Source organism: Lactococcus sp. S47 (assembly GCF_016517475.1).
In the GTDB taxonomy this organism is placed as follows: Bacteria; Bacillota; Bacilli; order Lactobacillales; family Streptococcaceae; genus Lactococcus; species Lactococcus lactis.
In genome coordinates this window covers 59,704-82,118 of record NZ_JACVUB010000005.1, presented here as the reverse complement: position 1 = coordinate 82,118, position 22,415 = coordinate 59,704, and the positions used below count along the sequence as shown (strand labels likewise).

At 34.9% G+C, this 22,415-nt stretch carries 23 protein-coding genes and 1 tRNA gene; 6 read left to right on the top strand and 18 right to left on the bottom strand.

Annotated features, from left to right (window positions below):
- Positions 1–148: 148 nt before the first annotated feature.
- The 3 genes from spxB to IAE52_RS06605 form a co-directional block, all read right to left on the bottom strand.
- On the bottom strand, positions 149–1,852 hold the full coding sequence (gene spxB / locus IAE52_RS06615) for a pyruvate oxidase (RefSeq protein ID WP_012898585.1): 1,704 nt from the start codon (positions 1,850–1,852) through the stop codon (positions 149–151).
- Positions 1,853–2,078: 226 nt separating this feature from the next.
- Positions 2,079–3,035: a serine hydrolase domain-containing protein gene (locus IAE52_RS06610; RefSeq protein ID WP_109991330.1), complete on the bottom strand. Its 957-nt coding sequence runs from the start codon at positions 3,033–3,035 to the stop codon at positions 2,079–2,081.
- Positions 3,036–3,107: 72 nt separating this feature from the next.
- Positions 3,108–3,887 carry a CppA N-terminal domain-containing protein gene (locus IAE52_RS06605; protein ID WP_010906285.1) on the bottom strand — a complete coding sequence of 260 codons (780 nt, stop codon included), beginning with the start codon at positions 3,885–3,887 and terminating at the stop codon, positions 3,108–3,110.
- A gap of 353 nt (positions 3,888–4,240) precedes the next feature.
- Between IAE52_RS06605 and IAE52_RS06600 the strand changes: the two genes are divergently transcribed.
- The gene (locus IAE52_RS06600; protein WP_033900751.1) at positions 4,241–5,026 is read left to right on the top strand and encodes a CPBP family intramembrane glutamic endopeptidase; all 786 of its coding nucleotides are present in this window, start codon (positions 4,241–4,243) and stop codon (positions 5,024–5,026) included.
- 41 nt (positions 5,027–5,067) lie between these two features.
- On the opposite strand, the gene gla is transcribed toward IAE52_RS06600, so the two are convergent.
- On the bottom strand, positions 5,068–5,937 hold the full coding sequence (gene gla / locus IAE52_RS06595) for an aquaglyceroporin Gla (RefSeq protein WP_012898588.1): 870 nt from the start codon (positions 5,935–5,937) through the stop codon (positions 5,068–5,070).
- 171 nt (positions 5,938–6,108) lie between these two features.
- Here gla and IAE52_RS06590 point away from each other — a divergent pair, with 171 nt between their 5' ends.
- The 3 genes from IAE52_RS06590 (at position 6,109) to IAE52_RS06580 (ending at position 10,104) form a co-directional block, all read left to right on the top strand.
- A complete protein-coding gene (locus tag IAE52_RS06590) occupies positions 6,109–8,400 on the top strand; it encodes a Xaa-Pro dipeptidyl-peptidase (protein ID WP_109991331.1) in 2,292 nt (763 codons plus the stop codon).
- Between the two features lies 1 nt (position 8,401).
- Positions 8,402–9,112, top strand: a complete 711-nt coding sequence (locus IAE52_RS06585; protein WP_012898590.1) for a gamma-glutamyl-gamma-aminobutyrate hydrolase family protein — start codon at positions 8,402–8,404, stop codon at positions 9,110–9,112.
- 149 nt (positions 9,113–9,261) lie between these two features.
- Positions 9,262–10,104, top strand: a complete 843-nt coding sequence (locus tag IAE52_RS06580; protein ID WP_017865139.1) for an amino acid ABC transporter substrate-binding protein — start codon at positions 9,262–9,264, stop codon at positions 10,102–10,104.
- A gap of 86 nt (positions 10,105–10,190) precedes the next feature.
- On the opposite strand, the gene IAE52_RS06575 is transcribed toward IAE52_RS06580, so the two are convergent.
- The 4 genes from IAE52_RS06575 to IAE52_RS06560 all read right to left on the bottom strand — a co-directional run bounded on the left by IAE52_RS06575 (position 10,191) and on the right by IAE52_RS06560 (position 14,787).
- Entirely contained in the window at positions 10,191–11,513 is a 1,323-nt protein-coding gene (locus tag IAE52_RS06575) for an FAD-dependent oxidoreductase (protein ID WP_109991332.1), read from the bottom strand.
- A 106-nt stretch (positions 11,514–11,619) separates the two neighbouring features.
- Positions 11,620–13,071: a glutamate--tRNA ligase gene (gene gltX / locus IAE52_RS06570; RefSeq protein ID WP_010906290.1), complete on the bottom strand. Its 1,452-nt coding sequence runs from the start codon at positions 13,069–13,071 to the stop codon at positions 11,620–11,622.
- 163 nt (positions 13,072–13,234) lie between these two features.
- Positions 13,235–13,765 (bottom strand): cysteine hydrolase family protein, encoded by a 531-nt coding sequence (locus tag IAE52_RS06565; RefSeq protein WP_074453830.1) that lies wholly within the window; start codon positions 13,763–13,765, stop codon positions 13,235–13,237.
- Between the two features lie 98 nt (positions 13,766–13,863).
- On the bottom strand, positions 13,864–14,787 hold the full coding sequence (locus IAE52_RS06560; protein ID WP_109991333.1) for a phosphatase PAP2 family protein: 924 nt from the start codon (positions 14,785–14,787) through the stop codon (positions 13,864–13,866).
- Positions 14,788–15,015: 228 nt separating this feature from the next.
- Here IAE52_RS06560 and IAE52_RS06555 point away from each other — a divergent pair, with 228 nt between their 5' ends.
- Positions 15,016–15,510, top strand: coding sequence for a GNAT family N-acetyltransferase (locus IAE52_RS06555; protein ID WP_012898594.1), 495 nt, complete (start codon positions 15,016–15,018; stop codon positions 15,508–15,510).
- A gap of 92 nt (positions 15,511–15,602) precedes the next feature.
- Here IAE52_RS06555 and IAE52_RS06550 read toward each other — a convergent pair whose 3' ends face one another.
- From IAE52_RS06550 to IAE52_RS06530, 5 genes are all read right to left on the bottom strand, one after another.
- Positions 15,603–15,926, bottom strand: a complete 324-nt coding sequence (locus tag IAE52_RS06550; protein WP_003129893.1) for a DUF1048 domain-containing protein — start codon at positions 15,924–15,926, stop codon at positions 15,603–15,605.
- Positions 15,913–16,260 carry a DUF1048 domain-containing protein gene (locus IAE52_RS06545; RefSeq protein ID WP_012898595.1) on the bottom strand — a complete coding sequence of 116 codons (348 nt, stop codon included), beginning with the start codon at positions 16,258–16,260 and terminating at the stop codon, positions 15,913–15,915. The genes IAE52_RS06550 and IAE52_RS06545 overlap by 14 nt, the downstream gene beginning before the upstream one ends.
- Positions 16,247–16,609 carry a PadR family transcriptional regulator gene (locus IAE52_RS06540; protein WP_003129889.1) on the bottom strand — a complete coding sequence of 121 codons (363 nt, stop codon included), beginning with the start codon at positions 16,607–16,609 and terminating at the stop codon, positions 16,247–16,249. Before IAE52_RS06540 ends, IAE52_RS06545 begins: the two co-directional genes overlap by 14 nt.
- Before the next feature lie 120 nt (positions 16,610–16,729).
- A complete protein-coding gene (locus IAE52_RS06535; RefSeq protein ID WP_003129888.1) occupies positions 16,730–17,359 on the bottom strand; it encodes a hypothetical protein in 630 nt (209 codons plus the stop codon).
- A 64-nt stretch (positions 17,360–17,423) separates the two neighbouring features.
- Positions 17,424–18,509, bottom strand: a complete 1,086-nt coding sequence (locus IAE52_RS06530) for a PIN/TRAM domain-containing protein (protein ID WP_033900742.1) — start codon at positions 18,507–18,509, stop codon at positions 17,424–17,426.
- A gap of 230 nt (positions 18,510–18,739) precedes the next feature.
- Between IAE52_RS06530 and IAE52_RS06525 the strand changes: the two genes are divergently transcribed.
- Positions 18,740–19,426: a YoaK family protein gene (locus tag IAE52_RS06525; RefSeq protein ID WP_109991334.1), complete on the top strand. Its 687-nt coding sequence runs from the start codon at positions 18,740–18,742 to the stop codon at positions 19,424–19,426.
- Between the two features lie 43 nt (positions 19,427–19,469).
- Here the strand turns inward: IAE52_RS06525 and radA are convergent, their stop codons facing one another.
- From radA to rplQ, 5 genes are all read right to left on the bottom strand, one after another.
- Positions 19,470–20,831: a DNA repair protein RadA gene (radA, locus tag IAE52_RS06520; RefSeq protein ID WP_003130563.1), complete on the bottom strand. Its 1,362-nt coding sequence runs from the start codon at positions 20,829–20,831 to the stop codon at positions 19,470–19,472.
- 161 nt (positions 20,832–20,992) lie between these two features.
- Entirely contained in the window at positions 20,993–21,220 is a 228-nt protein-coding gene (locus IAE52_RS06515) for a heavy-metal-associated domain-containing protein (protein ID WP_010906294.1), read from the bottom strand.
- 298 nt (positions 21,221–21,518) lie between these two features.
- Positions 21,519–21,686, bottom strand: coding sequence for an isomerase (locus IAE52_RS11535; protein WP_010906295.1), 168 nt, complete (start codon positions 21,684–21,686; stop codon positions 21,519–21,521).
- A 90-nt stretch (positions 21,687–21,776) separates the two neighbouring features.
- Positions 21,777–21,849: transfer RNA gene (locus IAE52_RS06510), tRNA-Thr, on the bottom strand.
- Positions 21,850–22,034: 185 nt separating this feature from the next.
- A complete protein-coding gene (gene rplQ, locus IAE52_RS06505) occupies positions 22,035–22,415 on the bottom strand; it encodes a 50S ribosomal protein L17 (RefSeq protein WP_003130558.1) in 381 nt (126 codons plus the stop codon).

Sequence of the window (22,415 nt, the reverse complement as noted above, 5' to 3'; positions counted from 1 at the left end):
CTAATAATACTATGATTTGACTTTATTTTTTTATAATCCCTATCTAACAAAAACTAATTTTATTCTAATTTATTCTTTTATTTTAATCTATCTAAAAAAGACATTAGAGCTCTCTTCTAATGTCTTTTTATTCTAATATTATTTATTTTTATTCTTGAATCAATTTGCTAAATGGAATCAATCCTTGAGTTTGATATTCTTTTTCAAATTCAGCAGAATCAAGTTGCAATTGTTCAACAGGTAATGGACGATGGTCAAAGATGTTGACATTGATGACCGTTGGACGATTCGCTTCTTTAGCTTTTGCAAAAGCTTCTTTTAATTCTGACAAATTATTAACATCAAAACCTAAAGCTCCCAAAGCCGCTGCAGAAGCGCCAAAATTAGCACCTATCAAATCAATTCCTGAGTGTGGTTGTTTGGCATCATCTTGTTCTGCTTCGATAAATCCAAGGCTCTTATTGGTCAAAACAACATTGATAATTGGTAAGTTATATTTGACCTGAGTAAGAATATCAGGCATCACCATTGCCCAAGCTCCGTCACCAGAAATTGACCAAACTTGACGGTCTGGATATTGCGCTTTCGCACCAATTGCTGCAGGTAGAGCATAACCCATTGTCGCATACCAGCCACTTGTTGTGAATTTTTGATCCTTACTTGTATCGAGAAGTCTCATTCCATCAATTGTGACATTTCCTACATCAACTTGGAAAATGGCGTCATCAGTGGCCATGTCATTAATGGCTTTAAAGACAGGTTCTACTTCCAAAGGTGAGCTGTCAATAACTGAACGTTTTTCAAGCCACTCTACCCAATTTTCTTTGTCTGCTAGTGCTGCGCGATACCAATTTGTTTCTGGAAGTTGTTCTCCCACTTCCATTAATTTCTTAATTGTCAGTTTGGCATCTGCCAAAATAGCTAAATCTACTTGATGACGACGGCCAAATTTAGTTCCGTCAATATCAACTTGTATGTATTTAGCATCTTTAGGAATAAAGAAACTTTGAAATGGCATATCTGAACCTAAGAACAAAACAGCATCTGTGTTAGACGCAATTTCTACCCCAGGTTTAGAGGCCACTCGACCAGCTGATCCCATGTAAGCAGGGGCATTGTCAGGAATAATTCCTTTTCCTAAGGCAGAACTCAAAATTGGAGCATGAAGCATTTTAGAAAGTTCTAAGATTTCCTTGCGGGCTCCTCTTGTTCCTTGACCAATATAAATCAAAGGGCGTTTTGCTTCTTTTAATATTTTCCAAGCTTCTTGGATTTTTTCAGCCGCAGGTTCTAGTGGCAAAGGCTTTTGATATAGATTAGCGCTAGAAACATAATTATCTTCAATTTCTTGCCAACCTAAATCTTTGGGAATGGTAATGACAGCAACACCACGTTTGGCATAGGCTTGACGAATCGCTTCATCAACTACTGCTGGCATTTGTTCTGCGGTCATTACTGTTCTGTTATAGACACTAACGTCAGCAAACATTGGATTTTCATTTAATTCTTGGAAATAATTAGTGTTCATTGCACTCGTTGGAACTTGACCAACCAAGGCAAGTACTGGAACATGGTCATATTGAGCATCATATAATCCATTTAACAAGTGAACGGCTCCTGGTCCTGCTGAACCAAAGGTTACTCCGATTTCTCCGGTTACTTTTGCTTCCCCAACGGCTGCTAAAGCACCCACTTCTTCGTGACGAACTTGAATGTAATTTAATGTGTCTCTTCGGTTATATAATGCGTTCATTGTCGAATCAATTGACCCACCGGGTAAACCGTAAATATTTTTGACACCCCAATCTTCAATAACTTTTAACATTGCATCTGATGCATTTATTTTTGTCATGATATTCTCCTTGACCTTAAATCTATCAACTACTAACTACTTTGAAACTACTTTATATACTAATTTCTCCTTTCGCCGTAAGTAAATAAATTACTTTTCAAGTAAATTATAGGTCAAAAAAATCTAAATGTAAACTATTTGAGTCCAGCCATTTATTTTTTTAGTCTGTCAGCAATAACTAAAAAAGAACTGTAAACTAAACAGTACAGTTCTTTTTATTTAAGTCTTAATCTAAGGTCAAATGGCTGATTAAAAATTTTATCAAGAAGTCACGTTCTTCAATCCATTTTTCTCGATTATCTTTTAAATGGACACGATTTGATAAGAAAACGACTGCTTTTTTGATGTGAGGGTTAATTAATAGAAAAGTTCCGGTATAACCAGTATGAAGCAACCAATCATCATTTGGCCCGAGTAAGTCCCAAGCCAAACTTCTTTTTTTATCTCCGTCAGCATAATTTTTTGTCAGCTTTAAATATTTTTCTTCTTGAAAATAAGCTTGACTGAATAAAATTAAATCAGACATCGTTGAAAATAAGCCGGCTGAGCCACAATGATTTTTTAAAACTTGAGCTTTAGGGTCATGAACTGTTCCTACTGGGATATTTTGACTTGTTGGGACTGCATTTTCTACTGGTCCAAAACTTGTGTCAGTCATTTTCCAGTCTTCAAATACTTGTTTGTAAAAGATTTTATCCAGACTTTCTCCATAATATTCTTCTAATAAAAAACCTAGTAAAATAAAATTAATATCTGTATATTTGAAGGTCTTATTGTCAGTAATTTTAATCTGATTAATTGCTTCTGTCAGTTCTTTTGCGTTTAGCTTATCTCTATTTTTTATGAAAGGATCAATACCAGAAGTGTGTGTCAGTAATTGCCGCAAGCTGACGCTTCTGTCAGTAAATTTAGAATAATATTTTTGAAGAGGGGCATCAATTTCTAACTTTCCTGCTAGGACAAGATTAATGACGGCTGTTCCGGTGCCCACTACTTTTGTCAAAGAAGCTAAATCCCATTTTTTTCCCTGAGTGAGCTTGATTGTTTCAGGATAAATTGCTGAATTTCCTAAAAGATACTCATTAACTTTTTCTCCTTCAATAATTGCGAAATTGACACCTGGAAAAACGTCACGCTCAATATAATCTTCGATTATTTTTACAAATTCTTGTTGATTTTTCATTTTTCAACCTTCGTTTCTGATTTACTTTGAGTAAAAAAACTTGTCAAAAATTAACAAGTTTTTTTAAAATTATTATTTTACAAACCAAAGTTCTACATGGTCAGGAACTTCTAATGAAAAAGTTTTAGCTGAGCCATCCAAATATGTTCCGTCCACATCAGAAAATTGATGAGCAAAATCTTTCAAATCAAAATCTTTATCAATCATGAACACTAAAAACTCAAGGTCAAGTACTTCATCGGTTCCTGCAGCTAAATCTTCGCTTTCTTCAACACTAAAAGTCAAAGTTACAAAAGGAAATTCAATTTGGTTATTGATTGCTTTAAGACCAAAAACTGATTCATAAAATTCAATAATTGATTGGTCAGCAACATTCAAATCCATTGCTATAATTTCAAAATCTGACAAACCTTTAAAAGTTTTATCTTCCTCAAGCTCAATTTCTGATTTATCAATTTCTGTCAGTGATGATAAATCTGTCAGTAAATCTGATGTTACCAAAAAAAGTTCTGCTTCAGGCGAAAGTGCTGAAAAAGCAAAGCCGTTTTTTCCTTTATAGACCTTAGAAATCTTGTCCAAGTTACGAACAATTAATTGCTCAATCTCAGATGAATTAGCTTTGATCACCGTTTGCCCGTGTTTTTTCAATCCTTCAACAGGACGAAAACCTGGTGATTCTTCTAATTGAAACCGATCTTTTTTCGCTTCATGCCCACCAAGCCATACCATTGCGCCTTCTTCTACCAAGACCTTAAAGCCAAGCACTTCACGGTAGAAATCTAAATTTTCTTCACGGTTAAGCACACGATAGACTGGTTGAAAAGCGGTAATATGATTTATAATCTCGCTCATTTTAGCCTCCATTGATTACATTTACAAATAACTATCTCTTATTTTCGCAAATTTCAAGGAAATTATCAACGATTTATATCTTTTAGTTTTTCTTTCTACATTAAATGTGTAATTTTAAAATCTCAATAAAAAAACTCATAGTCGTTAACCATGGGCATTTTTAAGGATAGTTTTAAGTACATATCTAGGTACGAACAAAGTTAGACTGACCTTTTAGTGTGGTTGCCAGATATGCACATTTTTGAGGTAGCTCTATTTTACTACAATTTATTCAAGTTCAGATTAACAAAAGTTATCAACAAAAATGAAATATTTTCTTCTGCTGACAGCTATTACTATGCTATAATATTGACATGTTTAATATAGAAAAACTTCAATCATTAGCCAAATATCGTTGGGTAATTGTAATTATTTTGGCGCTACTTTTTTCAGCCCTATCTGTCAGTATTTTTCATTTGCCATTTTTAATGACAGCTCTCGTATTATCGATTGTTGGATTAATTTTTGCTTATCACAAATCAGTTTGGTTGGTGCTCTTTATTTTATCTAACTTACCAATGCTTGCGACAACCATTTTTGCTTATCAGCACCATTTCACAACCTTAGATACCGTCATCTTTTTCATTATCTTTTTACTTACGATTATTTCTTCTTATCTGATTGCTCGTAAAGCTGATATTATCCCTAAAATAAGCTGGAAATATTTTCCTCCTTTAAAAATAATAATTGGTTTTGCTTTGCTTTTTCTGGTCTCTATTCTGACAGGAATTTTTGCTCAAATTATCAATCAAAATCCAACAACCAGTAATCAAGATTCACTAAACGAATTACAAAAAGTGATTCCAATTGCTGTCTTTGCGACCCAAACACTTGCTGCTGGTTTTTTAGAGGAACTTGTTTATCGGGTAGGAATTTTTGAAGTCATTTTCAAAAATCAAAAATATTTTGCTTTTTTAACGGCATTGCTCCTTTTTGCTTACATGCATGGTCCTACTGACCTCTACAGCTGGTTAACTTACGGTTTAATGAGTCTCGTGCTTACCAGCCTTTATGCTAAATATCGCAATTTTTATCTTAATATGAGCGTCCATCTTCTTTGGAATCTCTTTGGGTTAGTAATTGCGCTTGTGCTTAAATAAAAAAATACTGACAGAAATTCTGTCAGTATTTTTTTTATTTTTTAAAGATAAATCATTTTAAATAGAGCTACGGCTGCAAGTGATGCAAGAATTGGTGCCAAAACTGGAACCCATGCATACCACCATTTAGAAGAACCTTTTGCTTCACCCAAAACTGATTTTGGTAAGAGACTGTGAACCAAACGTGGACCAAAGTCACGCGCTGGATTCAAACCAGGTCCTGTAGGACCGCCAAGAGCGACTACAAGTCCCATAACAAGGAATCCCAAGAATAGGTGAGCAACCATTTTAGAAGCTGAAGCTCCTGAGGCTTGAACCCAAATCTGATTCATAATGTCTGATGAAGAAACATCTGCTCCTTGACCTTTCAAGTAGTTTGTCATCCAAGTAATTGATTGACTACCAAAGAAGATATTTGTCGCAGCAACTGCTCCGAAGAACAAGACGAATGATCCAACAAATTCATTCAAGAAACCATTAATTGTGGCTCCCAAACGAGTTTTTTCATCATTGTCATCAACATTATCGATTGTTGAGAAAGTTCCAAGAATAGCATTTGGATTTTGTGTTTTAAGATAGTATGGGCGATAAACCATAACAATCAATAATTGTCCAAACATCGCACCTAAAACTTGCGCAATAATATATTGAGCAACATGTGCCCAAGGAAAAAGTCCTGAGGCTGCAAGTCCAAGTGTGAAAGCTGGATTAATTTGTGAAGTAATATTACCGAAAGCAACTGCTGGTAGCATTACACCAAGTCCATAACCCCAACCAATAATCATCCAAGATTGTGCGTGAGCTTTTGTACCTTTAAGTTCAACGTTGGCAACCGCACCATTACCCATGATGATGAGTAGCGCAGTTCCGACAAATTCAGTGATATATTTCACTGTCCATGTAACATCCATTTTTTATGGAACCCTCCAAAATTTGATTTTAATATAATAACCTCAGCTATTATATCAGAAAAGCGCGCTTGCTTCAAATATTCATTGGAAATTAGACCCTTTTAGTCTGATTATTTACTGAAAATTTGCTATAATTAAAAGAATTATCATGCTTTTTATGGAGGACTTAAGATGCGCTTTAATCATTTTTCAATTGTTGATAAAAACTTTGATGAACAACTAGCAGAACTTGATCAGCTTGGGTTTCGTTGGTCTGTTTTTTGGGATGAAAAGAAAATTTTAAAAGATTTTCTCATTCAAAGTCCTACTGATATGACTGTTTTACAAGCAAATACTGAGCTAGATGTCATTGAATTCTTAAAATCCTCTATTGAATTAGATTGGGAAATTTTCTGGAATATTGCTTTGCAACTTCTTGACTTTGTTCCAAATTTTGATTTTGAAATAGGAAAAGCAACTGAATTTGCTAAAAAACTTAATCTTCCACAAAGGGATGTTGAAATGACAACTGAAACTATCATCTCTGCTTTTTACTATTTACTTTGTAGCCGTCGTAAAAGCGGGATGATTCTTGTTGAACATTGGGTTTCAGAAGGTCTTCTTCCTTTGGATAATCACTATCACTTTTTCAATGACAAATCATTGGCAACTTTTGATTCTTCGCTCCTTGAACGTGAGGTCATTTGGGTTGAAAGTCCAGTTGATACTGAGCAAAAAGGAAAAAATGACTTAATTAAAATTCAAATTATCCGTCCAAAAAGTACAGAAAAGCTTCCGGTTGTGATGACCGCAAGTCCTTATCATTTGGGAATCAATGAGAAAGCAAATGATTTAGCGCTTCATGAAATGAATGTTGATTTGGAAAAAAAGGACAGTCACAAAATTCATGTCCAAGGAAAGCTTCCACAAAAACGTCCGTCTGAAACCAAAGAACTTCCTATTGTAGATAAAGCACCTTATCGCTTTACTCATGGTTGGACTTATTCTTTAAATGACTACTTTTTGACGCGTGGTTTTGCTTCTATTTATGTGGCTGGTGTTGGAACGCGTGGCTCAAATGGCTTCCAAACTTCAGGCGATTATCAGCAAATTTATAGTATGACTGCTGTCATTGATTGGTTAAATGGCCGAACTCGTGCCTATACTTCTCGTAAAAAGACGCATGAAATTAAGGCCACTTGGGCAAACGGAAAAGTAGCCATGACTGGAAAGTCATATTTAGGAACGATGGCTTATGGTGCTGCTACTACTGGAGTCGATGGACTTGAAGTCATTTTAGCTGAAGCTGGAATTTCTTCTTGGTATAATTACTATCGTGAAAATGGTCTTGTCCGTTCTCCTGGTGGCTTTCCTGGTGAAGATTTAGATGTGCTTGCTGCACTGACTTACTCACGAAATCTTGATGGTGCTGATTATTTAAACGGAAATGCTGAATACGAAAAACGTTTAGCAGAAATGACCACTGCTTTAGACCGTAAGTCTGGTGATTACAATCAATTTTGGCATGACCGAAATTATTTAATCAATTCTGACCAAGTTAAAGCTGACGTCCTAATTGTTCACGGCTTACAAGACTGGAATGTTACACCCGAACAAGCTTATAATTTTTGGCAGGCTCTGCCAGAAGGTCATGCCAAGCATGCCTTTTTACATCGTGGGGCTCATATTTATATGAATTCTTGGCAATCCATTGATTTTTCTGAGACAATCAATGCTTATTTCTCTGCCAAATTATTAGATAGAGATTTAAATTTAAATCTTCCACCCGTTATTTTACAGGAAAATTCTAAAGAACAAGTTTGGTCAGCTGTCAGTAAATTTGGGGGCGATGACCAGCTCAAACTCCCTCTTGGGAAAACGGCGGTTTCTTTTGCTCAATTTGATAACCACTATGATGATGAAAGCTTCAAAAAGTATTCTAAAGATTTCAATGTCTTTAAAAAAGATTTATTTGAAAATAAAGCTAACGAAGCTGTCATTGATTTAGAACTTCCTTCTGAGTTAACAATTAATGGTCCAATTGAACTAGAAATCAGACTAAAATTAAATGATAGTAAAGGACTCTTATCTGCTCAAATTCTTGATTTTGGTCCCAAAAAACGGCTGGAAGATAAAGCAAGAGTAAAAGATTTTAAAGTTCTTGACCGTGGCCGAAACTTCATGTTAGATGATTTGGTTGAACTTCCTCTTATCGAAAGTCCTTATCAGTTGGTCACTAAAGGATTTACCAATCTCCAAAACAAAGATTTACTGACGGTCAGTGATTTAAAAGCTGACGAATGGTTTACGCTCAAATTTGAACTACAACCAACGATTTATCATTTAGAAAAAGCGGATAAACTTCGGGTCATACTCTATAGTACTGACTTTGAACATACGGTTCGTGATAATCGTAAAGTGACTTACGAGATTGATTTATCTCAATCCAAACTCATTATTCCTATTGAAAGTGTGAAAAAATAAGATGGCAATTATTGGAATTCTTGGAACTCCTTACAATACAGTTGAACAATCCCCCTTTTGGTGGAACAAAGTAAGCTATACTCGTCAATCATTTATTGATGTTTTTCAGGATTTAGGTCATACTGTGATTATTCTTCCTGTTGACAAAACTGAAAATATAAAAAATTACCTGACACTGGTAGATAAAATTGTACTGACTGGTGGGGCAGATGTCAGTCCTTATCTATATGGTGAGGAGCCTAATGCTAAATTAGGAACAACTGATCCGATTCGTGACCGTTTTGAGCTTGCCACAATCAAAGCTGCTCTAGAAGCAAATAAACCTATTTTGGGCATTTGTCGTGGCCTACAGTTACTCAATGTTTATTTTGGCGGAAGTCTTTATCAAGACTTGAGTCAAACTTCAAGTCAGATAAAACATCTCCAAAGTCCAACACCACAAGAAATTCCAACTCATCATATTAGTGTTGAAAAAGAAAGTGCCTTGGGCTTCTTGCCTGAAAATTATATGGTTAATTCTTTCCATCATCAAGTCATTAAAGATTTGGGCCAAGGCTTGACGGCCATTGCTCATGGAAACGATGGCTTAGTTGAAGCGATTGAAAATAAAGAAAAACATGTGCTTGCTGTCCAATGGCACCCAGAATGTACTTGGGAAACTGAGCATTTTGATAAGAAAATTTTTGAAATTTTCGCTAACGGAACCATATAAAAGTTAAAAAACCGTCATAAATCTTTTTTATGGTGGTTTTTTTAAGATTATGTTAATATTATGTCTATATTAAAAGTCAGCTCACTCGTAACCAACTTCCAAATTTAAAATAAAAACTGAGCTGACAAAATTTCTGAGGAGAAATTGATATGAAAAAAATAAAATTGTTGACTCTTGCAACAGTTGGAATTGCCTCAATTGGCTTACTTGCTGCTTGCTCGTCAAAAGATAATTCATCTTCTAAATCAACAGATAAAGTAACAACCGTAACTGTTGCAACTTCTGCCGCTTCTGTCCCTTATGAATACAGCGAAAATGGCAAAATGACTGGTTTTGAATATGATATTTTAAAAGCTGCTGACAAAGACATGAAGGATTATAAATTCAACTTTAAAGTCTATGAAGATAGTGCGATTTTAGCTGCTTTAGACGGTGGTCGTGCACAAATTGCGGCAAATAATTTTGGTAAGACAAAAGCACGTTCTGAAAAATATCTCTTTAGCTATCCTGTTCGCCAAGGAATTGATGCGATTTTCTCAACATCTAAAGAAAATATTACAAAAATCTCTCAACTTGCTGGTAAAACGACAGAAATTCCTGCTGGAACCAACTATGGTGATATGTTTGAAAGCTGGAACAAAAATCATCCAGACAAAAAAATCAATGTAAAATACAGCCAACGTCCTTTAGCCGACCGTTTATCTGCTATTTCTAGTGGACAAATTGATTTCTTATTTGCTTCTAAAGCACCCGCAGAAAATTTGATTAAAGAACATGCAATCACAGGTTTAGTGGATACTGTTCCAACAGACTTGGATAAACAACCAGAATTTAAGACTTATGATTACTTTATTCTTGATAACAGCCAAAGCAAGTTGCAAAAAGATTTGAATGTTGAACTCAAAAAACTTTATGATAACGGCACACTTAAAAAACTGTCAGAACAATATTTCCATGACAGCCATATTCCAGCTGCTGATCAATTCAAATAATTAAAAAACTCGTCAATGACGAGTTTTTTTACTGAAAGAAATTTTTTGTGCGATACTCACTCATAAAAGAAAGCTGTCAGTAACTTTTATTTCACTTCATTTTGAAATAAATCATTCAGACCTTCGCCCATTGTTGGATGAGTGAAAATTTGGTCGCGTAAAATTTGATAGGGCGTATGCATTTTCATAGCCAAACTTACAAGATTGATGACCTCATGAGAATCTTCATGATATAAAGTTGCACCGAGAATTTCATCTGTTTTTGGGTCAACAAGAGCTTTAAGAATTCCGCGAGTATCTTGAACAACTTTAGACTTAACAATTGGTGCCGCAGCCATCTTAAATAAACGATAATTAACCCCAGCTTTTTTCGCTTGTTTTTCATCCAAGCCAATTCGAGATAAGGTTGGACTAATAAAAACAGAATAGGGCACGAGTGTTCTGTCACTTAATTTACGCGAGTGATCACCAAACAATTGATTATTGACAATCCGAAAATCATCTGTTGACAGATAGTAGAATTGTCCACCTCCCCGAACGTCACCAAGTGCCCAGATATTTTCTGTACTTGTTTTTAAATCATCATCAACTTTAATATAACCACTTTCTGAAAGTTCAACACCAGCTTTTTCCAAATTTAAGTCAGTAATATTAGGCCTGCGACCTGTTGCCACTAATATCTTGTCAGCTGAATAGGTCTGACCTCCTGCCAAAACTTCGCTGTCAGTAATTTTTTCAACTTTAACCCCAAGATGAATTTCAACTCCTGAAGCCTTTAAATCTTTAAAAATTTCCCTTGAAATATCGTCGTCTTCTTTGGGTAAAAATGTTGAATGAGGTTCTAAAATTGTGACCTTAGACCCAAATTTATTAAACATTCCGGCAAATTCTAAACCAATATAGCCCGCGCCGATGATAACTAATTTCTTTGGAAGTTCAGAAAGTTCCATCGCTCCTTCAGATGTAATTACATTTTTGGATTCTTGAATTCCTGAAATTTCGGGAATCAGTGGAGTTGCTCCCGTATTGATGAAAATGCGTTCTCCAATCACTTTGCTTATCTTGTCACCATTAACGACCTCAAGGGTTTCTTGATTAATAAAACGCGCAATTCCATCCATGACATAAACCAATGGTTCGTCAGCTGCCCCGTGATAGGCTCCATTGTGTAAAATTTCACGAACCTTGTATTTAGTAGCCATTGCTTCTGAAAAGTTCATATTTTTTTGTCCGGCAACAATTAGAGTTTTAGAAGGTGCACAGCCAACATTGGGACAAGTTCCGCCGAACATCGCCTGGTCACGTTCAATAATCAGAGCTTCTTCTCCGTGCTGCGACAATGTTTTTGCCAAAGCTCGACCAGCCTTACCGAATCCAATAATAATATTTTTGAAATGTCTTGTTTCCATAAGTCTATCTTTTCGTTAGTTTATCTCCTTATTTTATACCATTTGAATGTCTGAGTGTTCTATTTTGGTTTAATAAAAAGACGCCACACGGCGTCTTTTTATTATATTATTTATTTAAAGCAGCGTCCAAATGAGCCAATACTTTTTCTTTTCCAAGAAGTGCAATTGTTTCTGGTAATTCTGGACCATGCATTGAACCTGAAGCTGCAATACGAATTGGCATCCAAAGCATTTTACCTTTTACGCCAGTTTCTTTTTGAGTCGCTTTAAAGAGTGGGAAAATATTTTCCACTGTAAAATCATTTTCAGGAAGCTCAGCCAATTTTGCACGGAAAGTACTCAAAGCTAATGGTGTTGTTTCAGCAGCCAACATTTCACGAGCTTCATCAGTCAATTCTGGGAAATCTCCATAGAAAAGGTCTGTTAATTCAACAATTTCATCTGCTGATTTCATTTGTGGTTGATAAAGTTTAACCAGTTCCTCAGCACGTTCATCAAAGCGATTAGCAGCAACAAGGAATGGTTTTGTCAATTCAAATACTTTAGCAAAATCAGCATTTTTGATGTATTCATTATCCAACCAGTCCAATTTCTTTTGGTCAAAGGCTGCTGGTGATTTAGACAAACGATGTTCATCAAAAAGTTCAATTAATTCTTCACGAGAGAAAATTTCTTTTTCTCCGCCAGGATTCCAGCCCAAAAGTGCAATAAAGTTGAAAATGGCATCAGACATGTAACCTTTTTTACGGTAGTCTTCAATAAACTGAAGTGTATTTGTGTCACGTTTTGATAATTTTTTCCCAGTTTCAGAATTAATAATCAAAGTCATGTGACCAAATTGTGGTGCTTCCCAACCCAAAGCATCGTAAACAACTAATTGTTTTGGCGTATTGGCAATATGGTCATCTCCACGGATAACATGTGAGATTTGCATATCATGGTCATCAACAACAACAGCAAAATTGTAAGTTGGGTAACCATCACGTTTTTGGATTACCCAATCTCCACCGATGTTTTTACCTTCAAATTCAATGTCGCCTTTAACAATATCATTCCATTTATAAATTGCTTTTTCATCAACAGAGATACGAACAACCGGTTCAATATTTTGCGCTTTACGCTCCGCGATATAAGCTGCTTTTTCATCATCACTCATGCCAGCATATTCGTTAATATAGTGTGGAGCAATTCCTGCCGCTTCTTGTTTCGCATGGTCAGCTTCAAGTTCTTCTGGCGTTTTATAAGAATAATAAGCTTTTCCTTCAGTCAACAATTGGTCAATATATTTTTGATATAAAGGCAAACGTTCTGATTGACGGTAGTTTTCATGTGTTTCAGGACTTTCATCCCAATCCATTCCCAACCAACGAAGGTTTTCAAGTTGTGAACGCTCACCATCTTCTACGTGACGTTCACGGTCTGTATCTTCAATACGGATGATAAAATCTCCCCCGTGATGACGGGCAAAAAGATAGTTAAAAAGGGCTGTACGAGCATTCCCGATATGCAAAAGTCCTGTTGGTGATGGTGCGTAACGGACGCGGATTTTTTTATTCATATTAATCCAATTCTCCTCATAAATTCGTTCACTTCTTTTCTGTAAGAAATGAATCGTTCTTGGTTTTAAATAGCCTAAACTACTCTAACAATCACCTCTATTTTACCACAAATTAAGAAAGCATGCCGACCTAAAATTCATTTGTAATCTATCATTGACAAATTTAATCTAAGAATTGAAGAAATCGTTCATCCCAAAGATGGTTTTCATAAAAATCAACGATTTCTTTTGCTGACAGCCATTTACTATCAAAAGTTGAACTTGCCCCCCTTTGCATCCAATTTTGATAGCCCAGACCATGAGCAAAAACAAGCGTCGTGTTAACACAAAATTCAGTTTGAGCACCGCAAAATTCAATCAATTTTACTGACAAGTCTGTCAGTAATTTTTGCAGTTCCGTTTGATAGAAACCATTGGCATGCGTTTTTTCAACATACTTGTCAGTAGATGCTGTCAGCAATTCTGGAATCATTTGCCAACCAAAACTTTCTTTTATCAGTTCATCATCATTATGCTGGATAAAAATAATCGGTTTTTTAGCCTTTCGATAAGTAATAATTCGTTGATTAATTTGCTCAATTAATTCTTCTCGCCGATAAATCCCCGCACATACCTCATTTTGCATATCAATTACAATCAAAGCATCACTTGTTTTCATCTTTTTATTCCTTTCAAAAATTGATTTTCTTAGCATTAGTATAAGACAATCTCTCCAGAAAACAAAGAATTTACAACCAAAATCAAAATAACACCCCAAAGAATGTTATTTTTGTAGTAATCTTTTATAATTTTCTAGTTGAGAGACTCTTCCTCAATAAATGAATAACCAATTGCCTTTGTGGCAACAAAAGTAACTAAAGACGCGATAATTAATGACATCGTGGTATCCGATAAGAAATGTGCACCAATTCGGACCCGAGCAGCCATCATTAAAAGTGTGAAAACAAATCCGCTGTAAGCCAAAATCTTTTGGCCTTTAAGATTTTTTCTGTCAGCAAAAAATGGTAAAAAGAGTGCTGCAGCCGCTGCGATTGTATGACCTGACGGGAATGATTGATGACCTGTTTGACCGTTCAAATGCCACCAATTAGTGAACGTTCCTTTGGTAGAGGAAACAATTTCCTTAACCTCATAAGGGCGAAAACGCCCCCAGTTAACTTTCATCGTATTGACAATTGAGTTGCTGACATAAACGACAGCAATCCCAGCAATCGCCACAATAATCAATTGACTTAATTCTTCGTAAGTTTTCTTGCTCAGCCATCTATAAATCAAAAATGTCCCGATGACCAGGATAATAAATGTAAAAAGTGCTTCAAGTCCGAAAGAATAAGTCGCTGTGGCTCCAATGCTGTTATTTGCCGCACCCAGTGGCTGATGATTTTGGATGTTATTAAGTGTGGTCACACCGTAAAACATCCAACCATCAACCCAGCCCCATGCTGACCAATAAGCAAAGCCAAGTCCAGAAATCGCTAAAATCCATTTTGTCAGTTGATTATCTTGTCTTAGACCATAAATGAAGATAATTTCCGCTGAAATAAAAGGGATAAGCGCTGACGGAAACATTCCAAATATCTGAAAAAGATTACCAAAAATTGAATTTTGATCCATAACCATTTTAGAAATTTGCAAATCCCCCAAAGACGCAATAATTAATAAAAGAGCTGAAATTCCAATTAAAATTCCTAGGAATTTTTTTCCGCTTGTGTTCATAAAACCTCCATTGGTTTGATTACTACCCTTTCATTTTATCCCATTCTCCAAAACTCAATGTAAATTTTTTGTAAATCTTAAGTAAACATTTAGTTAAACTTTATTTTATTAAAGATTTTAGATTTTTAAACCACTTCATATCCTTTAAATGACAAACTATTTATTCTTTTAATTACTAAGGATGATTATTGATTTCCTTTCTGAACAGTCTATGTTAGAATTAATTGTATGAATGAAATTACTTATACTCAAATTATGCCAAATGATATAGATGATGTCATCCGTATTGAAAGAGCTACTTTCTCAGAAAATGAAGCCCTCTCTGTAGAGTCAATGATCGAAAGAATTAACTTAATTCCTGATAGCTTTATCGCAGCAAGAAATAGTGAAGGAACTGTCGTAGGTTACGTTTCTGGTCCTGTTACAGAAGGTCGTTACTTGGATGATGAATCTTTTGAACGTACCGAAGCCAATCCCAAAACAGGTGGTTTCCAAAAAATCATCAGTTTAACCGTTGACCCTGATTATCAAGGCTTAGGAATTGCGACAAACTTACTCCTTTTACTTGAAAAAGAAGCCAAATCGAAAAAACGTTTGGGAATTAGTCTTACTTGCCATGATTATTTAGTTCCCTATTATGAAAAACACGGCTTTACTGACGAAGGACTTTCCGAGTCAAAATTCGGTGGAGAAACTTGGTACAATATGGTCATGGAATTTTAAAAAAAACAAAAGTTACTAACAAACCTGTCAGTAACTTTTTTTATTGATAAATTTTCAATTTTACTGACAGACTTATCAGTAAAATCTATTTATTACTTTTGAGCAAAATAATCATTCAAAGCTTGACGATATTTATTTCGCCAATCCTCTTTATTATCACTTAATAATTCATCAGCAAAAGTTGCAACATCATCGCCCAGAACCTCTGCTGGGCTTCGCCCATCAACTACTGCCAGTTCAAATAATTCAATAATATCATTAAAAATATGCCAATCTGTTGCCCCCATTTTGAACATATATTTTTGAATTGAACGATAAGCCTGATAAAAATCTTTAGGTAATTTTTTAGCTCGATTTTGCATTTCTTGCCAGTCTTTTTTTTCAGCAAGAAGGTCACTAATTTTATCTAAAACCATTTTTCAGCTCCTTATTAAGTTTATTTTTTTGCTTTTTTTCCCAACTATTATCATCCATCATCTCATCAATAAACGTCGCAACATCTGGACCAATTAAATCAGTCAATTCTTTGTCTTGGATTTTAGCTTCTTCAAGTAAATCAAGAACTTGTCCAAAAATAAATTTGAAATCTGCCCATTTCGTTACCCCAGAGTGCCATATATATTTTTTTAATTCCTTATAATCTTCATAATAATTCTCTCCAAGTTTCTGAGCACGATTTTCAAATTCGCGAAATTCTCTTTTTTCTTCAAGACCAATCATTCTATCAACAATATTTCTATGCTCCGCCATGATTTTCTCCCTTCTGCTCACTCAATAAATTTTGATGACGTAAAAACTCCAATTTTTCTGAAATAAAAGCCCATTTTTTCCAAAAATTACCGCGCTCAATTTGCCCTGCTTCATTTAAACGATACCATTTTCGAGCGGGGCCAAGTTTTGAAGGCTTTTTTCTAATCTCAACATACCCTTTCTTTTCAAGACGCATCGTAATCGTATATACCGTTCCTTCTACAACATCTTCAAAACCAAGTTCTCGCAGTTTTTGAGTAATTTCATAACCATAGGTTTCCCCTTGACCAATGATTTCTAAAACACAACCCTCAAGAACTCCTTTCAACATTTCTGTAATTTGATTCATTTTTTCCTCCGCTATTTAGTAATACTAACTACATCTATATAGTAATACAATATAGCTAAAATATCAATATTTCCCACTTTTATTAAAATAAAAAAACTGCTAAAAAGCAGTTTTAATAAATTATTTTTCAAAATTAATAACTTTAGTTTGACCTTTAAAATTTTCATAAAGGGCCGATTCAATCCTTAAAGCAATAATTGACATATTCTCCGCATTTTCATGAAGAGATAGGATTAATCCTTCTTTTTTCACAATTTCTTGAGCTTTAGCCTCTTCTAAGATTTCTGCATGAACCCGATTTGAAGTCAAACGCCCTCCTTTTTCCAACTTATCAAACCAAGTCGTAAAACTCACTTGTGAATTTCTTTTTATATCACTAATCTTTGAAGCTTTTTTATCCGCAACCATGTAGAAAATATTTTCCGTTTTTTGAGCTTGAATAAAACTCATAATCGTTGTTGAACTCTTTGAATTTTCATCAGTCACACTTAAAGCAAGGTAGCCTGGAAAGTCTTTTAAAAGATAAGCAAGTTCATTTTCTACAGCATTCGTACCAACAACATTAGCCTTTTTATTAGTTTTAAAAATTGTTAAGAGAACAAGTGGTAAAGTAAGAAAAACATAAGCAATGATAAGTCCTAAAACAAATCTTAACCAATAATTTCCAAAATTCATTTCTAATATCAAAGCAAAAACAGCTAAAGAAATTAAAAAAACTACAAACAATTGAATAAAACGTTTTAAATACATATTAAACTCCTAAATACTCAAAATTCATTTAAGATAAAAACCGATAATTTATCGGTTTTCTTCTTTATTTTTTTACTAAATCAGCAAAAATCATTCGACCAGCACTTGTTTGTAGCACCTTAGCAACTTCAACAGTAACTGTTTTATCAATCAATTTTGCAGTATCTTCGATGACAATCATTGTTCCATCTGGCAAATAAGCCACGCCTTGTTGACGTTCAGAACCAGCACGAATAATTTGTACGTTAATATGTTCGCCCACAACAAGTTGTGTTTTCACAGCATTAGCAAGGTCATTAATGTTAAGAACTCGAACACCCTGAATTTCAGCAACTTTATTAAGATTAAAATCATTCGTCACTAATTTTGAGCCAGTAGAACTTGCATATTTAAGAAGTTTAGTATCAACTTCTCGAACATCTGGAAAATCAACTTGAGAAATTTCAACTTGATCAAATTTAGTCAATTCATTAACCAAATCCAAGCCCCGACGTCCTTTAGCCCTTTTCAGTGGGTCTGAACTATCAGAAATTAATTGTAATTCTAAAATCACAAAATTAGGAACAATAATTTTATCTGAAATGAACCCTGTTTTAATTACATCTAAAATCCGACCATCAATGATTGAACTTGTATCCAATAAAATACTATTATCACTCTTAGATTCACCGACAACTTCCTCAGCAACTTCTGCTGGTTCAGTTGCCATTGCTTCACGGCGCTTACGAAAAAGCACTCTAGCAATTTCGTCTCCTCGTCGATCAAACAAAACATATCCCAAATAAATCATCACCAAAACAAGTATGAATGAAATGATATTACTTAAAATAGGAACATTTAAAAATCTTAATGGAATACTTCCAATAACCCCAACGAGAAGACCAAGAACAATCCCAATAATATTGAAGACCATTTTTGACATATTCATTTTGGAAATTCTAGAATCTATTTTTTTCAACCCATTAAGCATTGAACCGGCAAATATAAATGAAAGAATAATAAAAATAATTGCACCAATCACACCGTCAACAGCTTCGTTCTGCAAAATCCCTGTGTCCCAACCAAATACCTTTAAAATTGATGGTACAACAGCAACACCTAGCGATGCTCCGATGACAGTCATAACAAGATGAATAATCCAACGACGCATATCTTTTCCTCCTTTTAGAAAATGGATAGGCTTACAAGAAAGCCCTGTGTCAATTATACCACACGCTCCTTTAATATTGCTTATCCAAACACAAGAAATCTATTTAATTTCTCATGCTATATTTATTATTTTATAACTTATATCCCTTATTAGCGATCATTTAATTTTTTATTTTAAATAGAGTACATTAGATTATCATTGTGCTATAATGACCTTATCTTTTACAGATTATGAAGGAAAAAATTATGCTTAAATCCGCAGTCCATTCTAAAGAAAGTTTACTTGTTGCTCTATTACTTGCCATGAATACAGGCTTTGTTGATGCCTTTACCTTTTTTCATTTTGACGGCCGTTTCGCTAGTCTCCAAACTGGGAATTTGATTCAGACTGGAATTAATTTAGCCCATGGAAATCTGGAGAAAGCTTTTCAATTTATTATTCCAATTTTATTTTTTGCACTAGGTGCACTTTTCAAGACCTTATTCACCAAATATAAAACCCAAAATAATCAAAGTGAAATTGAATCCCTTCTCTTCATACAAATGATTGGTATTTTACTCATTTCTCTCGCCTTCTCTACTTTTTTACATTTATCAGCCTCACTTTTTGTTGGAATTCTCTCCTTTTTTATGGTTATTCAAGGTGATACCTTTACTCGAGTCAGAGGACTTCCTTATGCTAATATCATGTCCACAGGTAATATCAAAGCTTTTGGAACAAATCTAGGTCAATATTTAGTTTCTAAAAACACTAAGGACTTAAAAAATTCACTCATCTTCTTATCTCTTGCTTTATCATTTGTTGTGGGAGCCTTTATTTCTTCTCTTTTAAGTTTATGGTTAGGTGATTTTACATTAATCGGCTCTAGTCTATTAATTCTATTAGCTTATTATTCTTATAAGATAAGTCATTCATAAAAAGCAAAGGCTATTTCATTAACGAAATAGCCTTATTTTTATATTAGCCAAAGACTAGTTTTAAACATTCAGTTAAAGTTGTTACTCCAATCACTTGAATCTGTTCAGGAATATCAATCCCTACAATTGAATTTTTAGGAGCATATACTTTTTTAAAACCTAGTTTTGCAGCTTCATTTAATCTTTGTTCAATTCGGGTCACCCGACGAATTTCACCCGTTAAACCAATTTCACCAATAAAACATTCACGCGCATCTGTTGGAAGTTCTTTATAACTTGAAGCCACAGCAACCGCAACCGCGAGGTCAATGGCTGGCTCATCCAATTTTACTCCCCCCGCAGATTTGAGGTAGGCATCTTGATTTTGCATCAAGAGCCCCGTTCTCTTTTCAAGCACCGCCATAATTAAACTTACACGGTTAAAATCTAGGCCTGAGGTCGTCCTTTTAGCATTTCCAAACATTGTCGGTGTCGTCAGTGCTTGTATTTCAACTAGTATAGGCCGTGTTCCTTCAAGTGCACAAACAATTGCAGATCCAGTTGAGCCCTCTAAGCGTTCTTCTAAAAAGACCTCTGAGGGATTAGTCACTTCGACCAAGCCATGACCCTGCATCTCAAAAATTCCAATTTCATTAGTTGAACCAAAACGGTTTTTTACAGCACGAAGAATTCTAAATGTATTATTTCGTTCTCCTTCAAAATACAGCACCGTATCAACCATGTGCTCCAACATCCTTGGACCAGCCAGCTGTCCTTCTTTAGTTACATGACCAACAATAAAAGTCGCAATATCATTCGTTTTAGCAATTTGCATCAATTCTCCAGTCACTTCACGAACTTGACTTACAGAGCCTTGAGTTGATTGAATTTCTGGTGTCATGATTGTTTGAATGGAATCAATAATTAAGAAGTTAGGTTTTAAACGCTCAACTTCTGCACGAATCGACTGCATATTTGTTTCAGCATAGAGATAAAAGTCACGGTCAATATCTCCTAAACGCTCAGCTCTTAGTTTAATTTGTTGGGCTGATTCTTCACCACTCACATAAAGCACACGCCCTCTAGAAGCCAATTGAGTAGAAACCTGTAAAAGTAAGGTTGATTTACCTATCCCAGGATCTCCCCCAATCAGAACTAATGAACCAGGAACGACACCCCCTCCTAATACACGATTAAATTCATCTAGGTCCGTTTCAATACGAGGAGTATCAAATAATTCAACTTCATCTAGCTTCAATGGTTTTGAACGTTCGCCAGTCATTGAAACACGTTGATTTTTAACTTCTTGGACTTCAACTTCTTCAACAAAAGAAGACCATTCGCCACAGTTTGGACAACGTCCTAAGTATTTTGCAGACTTATAGCCACAATTTTGACAAACAAATGATGATTTTTTCTTCGCCATTTTCCCTCCACTTATTCATACGTAAAATTTATTAAAATGTAACAAAACAGCGGATAATCCGCTGTTTTATTTGATTAAGGATTTTATTCTTTTACCATTTTATCATATTTCAGAGTGTCTGACACGAATCTTAGATAAAAAATAGTTAGCACATCATAGCTTTAAATTTCCGTGACTTTACTCTTTTGGACAACATAGCCAAGTCCCTCAACTTTACTAACTAAGTCAGTAGCAGTTACCTGATTGTCATCAAATTCTGCCTTGACTTTTGAAGCGTTGAACAGCACCTTTGCCATTTCTACTCCATTTGTTGTATTCAAAGCTCCTTCAATCTTAGCCATACATGATGGACAGCTCAATTCATCTAATTTCATTACTATTTTTGACATTTATACTTTCCTCCTGCAATTACGCATCAATATTTATAGTCTTAGTATAAGTTTAAAAAGACTATAAAACATTGATTTACATCAAGAAAATATTATTATTTTTGTCCAAAATAGTTTTCATCAGCATTTAATTTCTTCTTAACATTCTGTAGAAATGGTTGGACAAGCCAGTAATATAAGGAAAATGGCTTGCAAAGTAAAAAAAGTCTGCCACTTTTTACCAATATTCAAATTTTGAAAGTACTTTTTGTCTTACGAATATTAATTGTTCCATCAAAGGCAACGAAAATTGCTTTTCTCATTTTTTGTTCACAACTATTCTATGAAAAATTGACATCATCATGTGATTGAAAGTAAGATGAATATCCTCAGCAATTTGCATATCATTAATAGGTGCGTGCATATTATCATCACTCATTTTATTAGGAGCCGTTTTTGTAAAACAAATGTATTTAACCGTGGACATTATTCGCTTTTTAAAGCTTTTAAAGTAAATAAAAAGTCTTATTTATAAAATAAGACTTCTCATATTTAAATATATCTACTGTAAAAAATATGCCATTGAACAGAATCGAACTGTCGACCTTCACCTTACCATGGTGCTGCTCTACCGACTGAGCTACAACGGCTAAAATAAATAAATTGAGTGGCCTGACTAGATTAGAAATTTAATCTAATCAGACAGAGCTAGACTATAAGCAAGGCTGATGCGAAAGAGAGTCAATCACAACTCAACACATGCACCCACAGAAACCCCCGCCAACATCATAACACTCAATTTAGTATTTTATTATTACTTCAAGATTTAATACAATTAAACCAATTCAATGATTGCCATAGGCGCAGCATCACCACGACGTGGTTCTACTTTAAGGATACGAGTGTAACCACCGTTACGTCCTTCGTAGCGTTTAGCAAGGTCGTTGAATAATTTTTGAAGGGCAGTTGGGAAAGTTTCAGTTTCTTCGTTGAAATCTTTAATTGCGATTTCATTACGTACGTAAGCAGCTGCTGCACGACGAGCTGAAAGGTCACCTTTTTTACCAAGCGTAATCATTTTTTCTACTGTACGACGAACTTCTTTAGCGCGAGCTTCAGTTGTAACGATAGTTTCGTTGATGATCAAATCTGTAGTCAAATCACGAAGCATAGCTTTACGTTGTGAAGATGTACGTCCGAGTTTACGATTGCTCAT